The following is an 8,128-nucleotide window of genomic DNA, read 5'->3' on the forward strand; positions in this document are numbered from 1 at the left end:
GAGAAAGGAGCCCCACTCGGTAGAGTGCGGCTCCTTTTTTCGTTTTGGAGCCCTACATGCGCTTAACCCTGCCGCTGATCGCTCTCGTTCTCGCGGCTCCCGCGCAACTACAGGCCCAGACCATGCAATATCCCGAAACCCGCCGCGTGACCCAGACCGACGAACAGTTCGGCGTGAAGGTCGCCGATCCGTATCGCTGGCTCGAAAACGATGTGCGCACCGATGCCGAGGTCGCGAAATGGGTGGCGGACGAGAATGCCGTCACCAACGCCTATCTGGCGACGCTGCCCGGCCGCGACATCTTTGCGGCGCGGTTGAAGACATTGCTCGATTATGAGCGTTTCGGCGTGCCGGTGAAGAAGGGCGGCCACTATTTCTACACCCACAATAGCGGCCTGCAGAACCAAGCGGTGCTGTATGTGCGCGACAGCGTCGATGGCGCGGGGCGGGTGTTGATCGACCCCAATGGCTGGTCGAAGGACGGCGCGACTGCGCTCGCCGAGTGGAGCCCGTCGCAGGACGGCAAGAAGCTCGCTTATGCGGTGCAGGATGGCGGCACCGACTGGCGCACGGTCAAGGTGCTCGACGTGGCCAGCGGCGCGGTTTCGGACACGATCGAGTGGGTGAAATTCTCCGGCCTGGCCTGGGCTAAGGATGGCTCGGGCTTCTATTATTCGCGCTTCGCAGCACCGGCGGCGGGGGCGAAGTTCCAGGCGCTGAACGAGAACCAGCAAATCTACTTCCACAAGCTCGGCACCGCGCAGGCGGCCGACCCGCTGATCTACGCCACGCCCGAGAGCCCCAAGCTCGGCCACACCGCGCAAGTGACCGATGACGGCAAATGGCTGGTCATCACGACGCATGAAGGCACCGACAACCGCTATCAGATCACCGTCATCGATCTGACCGCGCCCACGCCGGTGCCGCGCACGATCTTCAAGGGGCTGGACTATGAGTGGAGCCTGGCGGGCAATGTCGGCGGGAATTTCTATTGGGTGACCAACAAGAATGCGCCGCGCGGCCGGATCGTCGCGACCAATCTTTACGCGCGCTCGGCCGAAGTGCCCGAGCAGGAACTCGTGGCGCAGGGCAAGGATGTGCTCGCCGGTGCCTCGCTGGTCGGTGGTAAGTTGCTGGTGTCCTACCTCGCCGACGTGAAGAGCGAGATTCGCCGCTACACGCTGGAGGGCAAGCCAGATGGCGTAGTGCCGCTGCCTGGCATCGGCGCGGCCGGGGGCTTTGGCGGCGAGGAGGGCGATCCCGAGACCTTCTTTGCCTTCACCAGCTTCGCCACGCCGACGACGATCTATCGCTATGACGTGAAGACCGGGCAGGCGACGCCATGGGCCGCGCCGAAGGTGGCGTTCGATCCAGCGCGCTACTCGGTCGAACAGCGTTTCTACGCCTCCAAGGATGGCACGCAGGTGCCGATGTTCGTCGTCCGCCGCAAGGATGTCACCGGACCCGCCCCGACGCTGCTCTACGCTTATGGCGGCTTCAACATTTCGGTGACGCCAGCGTTCTCGGCAACGCGGCTGGCGTGGCTGGAGCAGGGTGGGGTACTGGCGGTCGCCAACATTCGCGGCGGCGGCGAATATGGCAAGGCGTGGCACGATGGCGGTCGCCTGGCCAACAAGCAGAACGTGTTCGACGATTTCATCGCCGCGGGCGAATATCTGAAGGCGCAAGGCATAACCGGTACGGATCAGCTTGCCATTCAGGGCGGATCGAATGGCGGCTTGCTGGTGGGCGCGGTGACCAATCAGCGCCCCGACCTTTTCGCGGCGGCGTTGCCCGCAGTGGGCGTGATGGATATGCTGCGCTTCGACCGCTTCACCGCCGGGCGCTATTGGGTCGATGACTATGGCTATCCGTCGAAGGAAGCCGATTTCAAGACGCTCTACGCCTATTCGCCCTATCACAATATCCGCGCGGGCAAGGCGTACCCGGCGATCCTGGCCGAGACCGCCGATACCGACGACCGCGTCGTGCCGGGGCATACCTTCAAATATACTGCGATGCTGCAATCGCTCGATCTGGGGCCGAAGCCGCGGCTGGTGCGGATCGAGACGCGCGCAGGCCATGGCTCGGGCAAGCCGACCGACAAGGTGATCGCCGAAACCGCCGACGCCTGGGCGTTCGCGGCGAAGTGGACGGGGCTGACGGTCAAGCCGGTCGAGTAAGCCGCGCGGCAGGGTGGGGGGAGGCTTACCCCTCCCGCCACACCAGCAATTGGTTGCCGTCATGCACCCCGGCGATCCGCACCGGGGTGCCCGCTGGAAGATCGAGCGGCGTGTCGAACGGATAGAATTGCGCACCCCAATGCGATTTGGCGGCGGGGCCCGGGCGGTTCTCATAGGTGCCCTCGGCGTCGAGATCGAGCCGGATCCACTGCACGATCCCGCAGACGGGCGTGCCGTCGCTGACCAGCGTCGTTTCGGCACGGTGCGGCTCGCGCGCGGCCTTGCCGGTGAAATCGAACGCCAACAAGGCGGCGGGCGCGCTGTGTAGTGAGAGCGTCGCGTCGCTGACTGCGACGTTGCGCGGCACCTGCGCCAGCGTGTTGAACCCGTCGAGATCGAACCCGGCGACCTCCGCCATGTGGGTTTGAGCCGCTCCGCTCCAATTGGCCAACGCGACCATCACTGCGCCGCCCTGTGGGATCATCTGCCCGCCGGGGGCCAGCAACCGCGATGCCGCATCCGCCAGCGTGTTCAGCACACCTTCGGCGAGCAGGTTGTTCGAGACGATTTCGGACACGATCACATCGGCGCGGCCCTCGAGATCGGATTCGAGATCAAGTTCGGTCGAATTGCCGGTGACGACGCGAATACGGTCGGCATAGCCATTGGCGGCGACGATGCGCGTCGCGGAATCGGCGATTGCGGGGTTTTCCTCGCACGCGACAACGCGCCCCGCGCCGGCGCGCGCGGCCATCATCGACAGCAGGCCGCTGCCCGCGCCGATATCGAGCACATGCGTGCCCGGCGTCACCGCTCGCCGGATTGCGGCATCGAAAGCGGCGTTGCGCGGTTCGTCGCGCAGCATATTGAAATGCCAGCGCGGCACGCTTTGCCCAATCAATTGCTGAGTGCGTGCGGCGACCTCCCCGTCATCGGGGGCGAGCGCACGGGCTTCGGTCGCCAGCGGAAAAACCCGGCCGCGCAGTCCGATCTTCGATGCAAGCCCGGCGAGCGCGGCGAGTTTGCGCCCGTCGCGCCCGGCGGCCTCCACCATCGGTTCGAAACCGGCGCGCGCTACCGCTTTCATGCCTCGCTTGTTGTTCATGCCGTTTCCAAAGCTCTTCCCCCGCCGCGCGTATCTGCTATCTGGCCGCATGACCCATCAGACCGACTCCATCCTCATCGTCGATTTCGGCAGCCAGGTAACGCAATTGATCGCGCGGCGCGTGCGTGAGGCTGGCGTCTACAGCGAGATCGCTCCCTTCACCACCGCCGATGCGGCCTTCGCCCGGATGAGCCCCAAAGGCGTGATCCTCTCGGGCAGCCCGGCTTCGGTTCTGGAGGAAGGATCGCCGCGTATCCCGCAGGCGATTCTCGATAGCGGCGTGCCGATCATGGGCATTTGCTATGGCCAGCAAGTGCTGATGCACCAGTTGGGCGGCAGCGTGACGCTCGGCGAAAGTGGCGAGTTCGGTCATGCCGTGATCGAAGTGACCGACCATTGCGCGCTGTTCGACGGCGTGTGGCAGCCGGGCGAAAAACATACGGTGTGGATGAGCCATGGCGACAAGGTGACCGCGCTTGCCCCCGGCTTCCACCCGGTCGCGGTTAGCCCCGGTTCGCCGATCGCGGTGGTCGCCGACGAGGCGCGCAAATATTACGCCACGCAATTCCACATGGAAGTGGCGCATACCCCCGATGGGGCCAAGCTGATCGCCAATTTCGCGCGGCACGTCTGTGGCCTCACCGGCGACTGGACGATGGCCGAGTTCCGCGCCGCCAAGATCGCCGAGATCCGCGCGCAAGTGGGCAAGGGGCGGGTGATTTGCGGCCTGTCGGGCGGTGTCGACAGTGCGGTCGCCGCCGTACTGATCCATGAGGCGATTGGCGATCAGCTCACCTGCGTGTTCGTCGACCACGGCCTGATGCGCAGCGGCGAGGCCGAGCAAGTCGTCTCGCTGTTCCGCAACCATTACAACATCCCGCTGGTGCATGTGGATGCCGAAGCGACCTTCCTCGAAGGGCTGGCGGGGGTCACCGATCCCGAGGCCAAGCGCAAGTTCATCGGCGCGGCGTTCATCGACATCTTCGACGCGGAAGCCAAGAAGGTGGGTGGGGCCGATTTCCTGGCGCAAGGCACGCTCTACCCCGATGTGATCGAGAGCGTCAGCTTCACCGGCGGCCCGTCGGTGACGATCAAGAGCCACCACAATGTCGGCGGCCTGCCCGCGCGGATGAACATGCAACTGGTCGAGCCGCTGCGCGAACTGTTCAAGGACGAAGTTCGTGCGCTGGGGCGTGAGCTTGGGCTGACCGAGGCGTTCGTCGGGCGTCATCCGTTCCCTGGGCCGGGCCTTGCCATCCGCATTCCGGGCGAAGTGACCAAGGAGCGCTGCGACATCCTGCGCAAGGCCGATGCGATCTATCTCGAGGAGATTCGCGCGGCGGGGCTGTACGACACGATTTGGCAGGCGTTCGCGGTGCTGCTGCCGGTGCGCAGCGTCGGCGTGATGGGCGACGGGCGCACCTATGACAATGTGCTGGCCCTGCGCGCGGTCACCTCGACCGACGGCATGACCGCCGAGGCGTTCCAGTTCCCGGGCGACTTCCTGCCGCGCGTGGCGACGCGCATCGTCAACGAGGTCAAGGGCATCAACCGCGTTACCTATGACTATACGAGCAAGCCGCCCGGCACGATCGAGTGGGAATGATTTTTACCCCTCCGGTAGTATCCTTTTGTACGCTCTGGCACGCCATAATACATTGAAACATAAAGATAATTGTGCCAGTGGCTATCGCCGTCTATCGAGGGGCAGTGCTCCGATTTGACGGTATAGCAGACGGTATGGGGGAACTTGTTTGATCGGGAATTTCGCTATACCGTCACAGCTAAGAGAGCTGCTGACGGTATTTTTTTTGGTATTAATAGGCTGATTTAAAACGGGAATCATGCCTTCAGCATCGCCTGTTTTGGCCTGACGGTATAATCGGCGCCTCTCTCCGGTTTTTAGACGGTTTTGGAGGCCCCCATGCTTACTGACACTGCGATTAAGGCGCTGAGATCACAGAATAAATTGTACAAGGTGAGCGATCGTGACGGTATGTACGTCGTAGTGCAGCCGTCTGGGGCGATCGTGTTCCGGTACGACTACCGCCTCAACGGACGTCGCGAGACGCTCACGCTCGGCCGATATGGCCCAGATGGCCTCTCGCTTGCCAGGGCTCGCGAGAAGCTGATCGATGCGAAGCGGGCCATTTCAGAGGGACGGTCTCCTGCTCAAGAGAAGCAGCACGACAAGCGACGATTGAAGGAGGCGAAGAGGTTCGGCGAGTTCGGCGAGAAGTGGTTCCAGGAGTCGCGCATGGCCGACAGCACGAGCGCCATGCGGCGCTCGATCTACGAACGCGACATCTTGCCAACATTTCGAAACAGGCTTCTGACGGAGATCGCGCCTGACGATCTCCGCATGATGTGCGGGAAAGTGAAGGATCGCGGCGCTCCAGCCACGGCCGTCCATGTGCGGGATATCGTGAAGCTGATCTTTGCGTTCGCGATTTTGCATGGCGAGAAGGTCGCCAACCCGGCGGATGAAGTTGGGCCCGCGTCTATCGCGACCTTCGTACCGAAGGATCGTTCGCTATCACCTGCGGAGATCCGCGTCATGCTCGGTCAGCTCGATCATGTACCGACCCTGCCGACTATACGGCTGGGAATGAAGCTCTTCCTTCTTACGATGGTCAGGAAAAGCGAGCTGCAGGACGCGACGTGGGATGAAGTCGATTTCGAGAACGCCGTCTGGTCGATACCCAAGCAGCGAATGAAGCGGTCGAAGGCACACAACGTCTATCTGTCACAGCAGGCCGTCGACATCTTCATCGCGCTGAAAACCTGCGCAGGCAATTCGCGCTATGTCCTTCCGTCGCGATATGACGCTGACGCGCCGATGTCGCGGGCGACGTTCAACCGGATCACGACCGCAGTCGTTGTCAGAGCGAAAAAGGAGGGGCTGCCACTCGAACCCTTCACTGTTCACGATCTTCGACGCACAGGCTCGACCCTGTTGAATGAGCTCGGCTTCAACAGCGACTGGATCGAGAAGTGCCTGGCGCACGAGGACGGAAGGTCCTCGCGTGGTGTCTACAACAAGGCGGAGTACGAGCATCAACGCCGGCATATGATGCAGGAGTGGTCTAATCTGGTGGACGCATGGGTCTTGGGGCGGAAGTATGTCCCGACTCTGCTCCCGGCCACGATGGAGCTGCTTGAGCTCGAGCCTAGTGTTTGACGGGCCGCGAACGGCGCAATCTCACGTCAGGACTGGGAGCGCGTTTAACAGTATTTGCCCGAGAGGCACGGCGTCGAGCGTCGAGCCAGGCTTCGACCTCTGCCAAGTCCCAGACGACGCAGCGTGAGGTGAGATAAAAGCGCCGCGGGAATTCTCCTCGCTGCTCCATGTCGTAGATCGTGCTGTCGGCAAGTGGCACGATCTCTCGTAGCTGCTGCCGGCGAATTGTTCTGCGGGCGACATGCGGGGCAGCGCTCATACTGTATCTCCACTTCTTTGCTCTTGTGGAGATAGAAGGCGATAGATCTTCCGCTTTGAAGCCCGCGCGTGAACGTGTGCGGTAATATCGGGCTATAGCGTGCAAATCGGACGGGTGGCCTCAAAGGGCAAGTGTCTTCTAGGAGCGTCGGCCGACCCTTCGGCTCTTGTTTGAAGCGCCGCCGCCCGTGGAATTTCACCCCGGTGGTACGCGAGATTCACTTCAAAATCCAGTTCCGAGTGGAGGAGTGCCGGTTCGACCCCGGCCGCCCGCACCACCTTCTCATTCGGCAAAATCTAGGTCCCTGAGTTCGGCTTTGGTTATGGCCGCCTAGATTCTCATGCGCATCCGTGAAAGAGATCGGTGGTGCGCGATGTCGACGCCTCTCGGCCCAGGTCGACGCGCTCGTCGGTCAGGCTGAGGTCGACTCCGATGTCGGGGGTAGCGGTCCTGAAAGGCGAAGATCAGCCGGCTGATGTGCAAGGCCCCCAAGGCCGCCGTGCAGGAGATCCGGATCGTGCCGGCCGGCACGCCGCGCGCCTCATCCCCGGCCTGTTCGACCAGCCGCAGGATCTGGACCTGTCTTAGCGAATGCACGCCCTCGACCATCAAATCTCGTGCAGGAGCGCAGGTTTGGAGCGCTGAGGAGAGTGGTTGCGGGAGCTCGCAGATCGGATAATCGGCAAGCGAGCGATCTAGCCAGCGTGGGAGCTGTACAATTGCCCCTCGATGGAAGCTGATGGGCGGCTTCCAGACCTGAGGAGGAACGATCATGAAGCATCATGCCGGGCTGGACGTGTCCTTGGACGAGACGAGCGTGTGCATCGTAGACGAGGCTGGAGCCTACGTCGCAGAAGCCAAGGTGGCGAGCGATTCTGCGGCGCTTACCGACTTCTTCATGCGACCGGGCTGAGCTTCGGACGGTGGGTCTGGAAGCCTGTCCCCTCTCGCAATAGCTCTATAGCGGGCTTGCCGGCGCGGGCCTTCCCGTCGTCTGTATCGAGGTCAGGCGGGCGAAGGCTGACCTCTCGGCGATGATCAACAAAACGGATCGGAACGATGCTCGCGGCATCGCACAGATGATGCGGACGGGCTGGTTCCAGCCTGTGCATGTGAAGACCACCGAGAGTCACGAGCTTCGTTTCCTGCTCGTCGCCCGCAAGCTGCTTCTCAAACAACAATACGAGATCGAGGGCTGCATTCGCGGATCGCTGAAGGTGTTCGGATTGAAGATCGGCGTCGTCACCAAAAGGATGTTCGAAGAGCGGGTGTGCGAGTTGATCGATTAACGGTCGCTACTTGTCACCATCGTTCGAGCCGCTGCTGCGCGCCCGCACTTCGAACATCATAATCTCTGTGACGAGGTACTAGGTGCCGCACAGGTGCGCGGATCACAGGAA

6 protein-coding genes and 1 pseudogene are annotated in these 8,128 nt (G+C 62.5%); 5 read left to right on the plus strand and 2 right to left on the minus strand.

The window, feature by feature from the left end; all coding sequences use genetic code 11:
• Positions 1–56 precede the first annotated feature (56 nt).
• Positions 57–2,183: a prolyl oligopeptidase family serine peptidase gene (locus EJC47_RS09595; RefSeq protein ID WP_126847135.1), complete on the plus strand. Its 2,127-nt coding sequence runs from the start codon at positions 57–59 to the stop codon at positions 2,181–2,183.
• A 25-nt stretch (positions 2,184–2,208) separates the two neighbouring features.
• On the opposite strand, the gene EJC47_RS09600 is transcribed toward EJC47_RS09595, so the two are convergent.
• On the minus strand, positions 2,209–3,288 hold the full coding sequence (locus EJC47_RS09600; protein WP_052192343.1) for a 50S ribosomal protein L11 methyltransferase: 1,080 nt from the start codon (positions 3,286–3,288) through the stop codon (positions 2,209–2,211).
• A 49-nt stretch (positions 3,289–3,337) separates the two neighbouring features.
• Between EJC47_RS09600 and guaA the strand changes: the two genes are divergently transcribed.
• Complete coding sequence (gene guaA / locus EJC47_RS09605) at positions 3,338–4,894, plus strand: glutamine-hydrolyzing GMP synthase (RefSeq protein ID WP_126847139.1); 1,557 nt, start codon at positions 3,338–3,340, stop codon at positions 4,892–4,894.
• Between the two features lie 318 nt (positions 4,895–5,212).
• A complete protein-coding gene (locus EJC47_RS09610; protein ID WP_126847141.1) occupies positions 5,213–6,469 on the plus strand; it encodes a tyrosine-type recombinase/integrase in 1,257 nt (418 codons plus the stop codon).
• Here EJC47_RS09610 and EJC47_RS09615 read toward each other — a convergent pair.
• Positions 6,459–6,728: a helix-turn-helix transcriptional regulator gene (locus EJC47_RS09615; RefSeq protein WP_126847143.1), complete on the minus strand. Its 270-nt coding sequence runs from the start codon at positions 6,726–6,728 to the stop codon at positions 6,459–6,461. The two genes, EJC47_RS09610 and EJC47_RS09615, sit on opposite strands and share 11 nt — an antisense overlap.
• Positions 6,729–7,500: 772 nt before the next feature.
• Between EJC47_RS09615 and EJC47_RS21015 the strand changes: the two genes are divergently transcribed.
• The gene (locus EJC47_RS21015) at positions 7,501–7,641 is read left to right on the plus strand and encodes a hypothetical protein (RefSeq protein ID WP_167713014.1); all 141 of its coding nucleotides are present in this window, start codon (positions 7,501–7,503) and stop codon (positions 7,639–7,641) included.
• Positions 7,642–7,699: 58 nt separating this feature from the next.
• Positions 7,700–8,017, plus strand: a pseudogene (locus EJC47_RS09625) (IS110 family transposase); the annotation flags it as partial.
• Positions 8,018–8,128: the final 111 nt, after the last annotated feature.

Origin of the sequence: Sphingomonas sp. TF3 (assembly GCF_003985085.1) — a bacterium.
Lineage (GTDB): Bacteria > Pseudomonadota > Alphaproteobacteria > Sphingomonadales > Sphingomonadaceae > Sphingomonas.